The 1427-nt window shown below is 68.7% G+C and carries 1 protein-coding gene; it reads left to right on the top strand.

All coding sequences use genetic code 11. From position 1 onward, the window contains the following. Positions 1-57 precede the first annotated feature (57 nt). On the top strand, positions 58-1293 hold the full coding sequence (locus tag ACFZBT_RS40765) for an IS701 family transposase (protein ID WP_391115668.1): 1236 nt from the start codon (positions 58-60) through the stop codon (positions 1291-1293). Positions 1294-1427 lie beyond the last annotated feature (134 nt).

Below are 1427 nucleotides of genomic sequence, written 5' to 3'. Positions count from 1 at the left end.
CCTAGTAGTGCTTCGTTACGTCGGGTGATCTTGCCTGGTGTTGGGCATGTTCTTGGCATGAGGCTGGGGGAAGTGGAACGGCTCCGGGGTGAGTTATCGGAGTTCGTTGCCGATGTGTTCGCCTCGGTGCCGCGGCGGGATCAGCGGCGGTGGGGCGAGTGTTATCTGCGGGGCCTGATGCTGGAGGGCCGGCGCAAGTCGGTCCAGCCGATGGCCGAGCGGCTGCCGGACGGGAACATGCAGGCCCTGCAGCAGTTCGTGAACCAGTCGCCGTGGGATCCGCTGCCGGTCAGGCAGCGGATCGCCGAGCGGCTGTCCGAGGTGATCACTCCTGAGGCGTGGGTGATCGACGATGTGTCGTTCCCCAAGTGCGGCAAGGCGTCGGCCGGGGTGGCCCGCCAGTACTGCGGAGCGGTCGGGAAACGGGCGAACTGCCAGGTCGCGGTCAGTGTCCATGCCGCCACCGACACCGCCTCATGCCCACTGCAGTGGCAGTTGTATCTGCCGCGTGAGTGGACGGACGAGCCGGACCGATGCCGCAGGGCAGGAGTCCCCGACGACGTGGTGCACCAGGAGAAGTGGCGTCTCGCGCTCGGCCTGCTGGACACACTCGCCGAGTGGCGGTTGAAGGCGCCGGTCGTGGTCGCCGACGCCGGCTACGGCGTCAGCACCCCGTTCCGGCTCGGTCTCCAGGAACGAGGACTGTCCTATGTCCTGGCCCTGAACGGGAAAGAAGTCGCCCACCCGGAGGACGTCGAGCCGCACCAGCCGGCTTACGGCGGGCTCGGACCGCCCACCCTTCCCCGCTACCGCACCCCACCGCGAGCCGTCTGCGTCCTCGCGGCGCAGGCGGGTGCCCAGCGGTTCACCGAGGTGACCTGGAGGCAGGGCAGCAAAGGCGCGATGACCTCACGGTTCGCGCTGCTGACAGTGCGGCCTGCGGGCAAGCAGTCCCTGGCCGCAGCTCAGGAGGCGGGCGGCGGCCGCAACCGTTGGGACGGCGTCCTGCCCGTCCAGACACTCCTCGTCGAATGGCCGGACGGCCAGGACGCTCCGACGGACTACTGGATATCGAACCTGCCCGCCACCACCCCGGTCGCTGACCTGGTGCGGTGGGCGAAGATGCGCTGGCGGATCGAGCACGACTACCGCGAGCTCAAGCATGGCCTAGGGCTGGACCACTTCGAGGGCCGCACCTGGCGCGGCTGGCACCACCACGTCACCCTCGTCACCGCCGCCCAGGCCTTCCTCACCCTCAGGCGGCTCGACCCAAAAGTCCGCACACCGGCCTGACTCTCTACCAGGTCCTCGACGTTCTTCAGGACCTGCTGAGGTGCTGGACCGGTACCTGCACCACCTGCGGCCGCCCCCTGCCCCGCCCTCGGAGCAGCCGCAGACAGCCCACAACCTAACGAAGCACTACTAGG

This window comes from Streptomyces sp. NPDC008137 (assembly GCF_042957035.1).
GTDB lineage: Bacteria > Actinomycetota > Actinomycetes > Streptomycetales > Streptomycetaceae > Streptomyces.
This window is presented reverse-complemented; position numbering and strand designations above follow the sequence as displayed.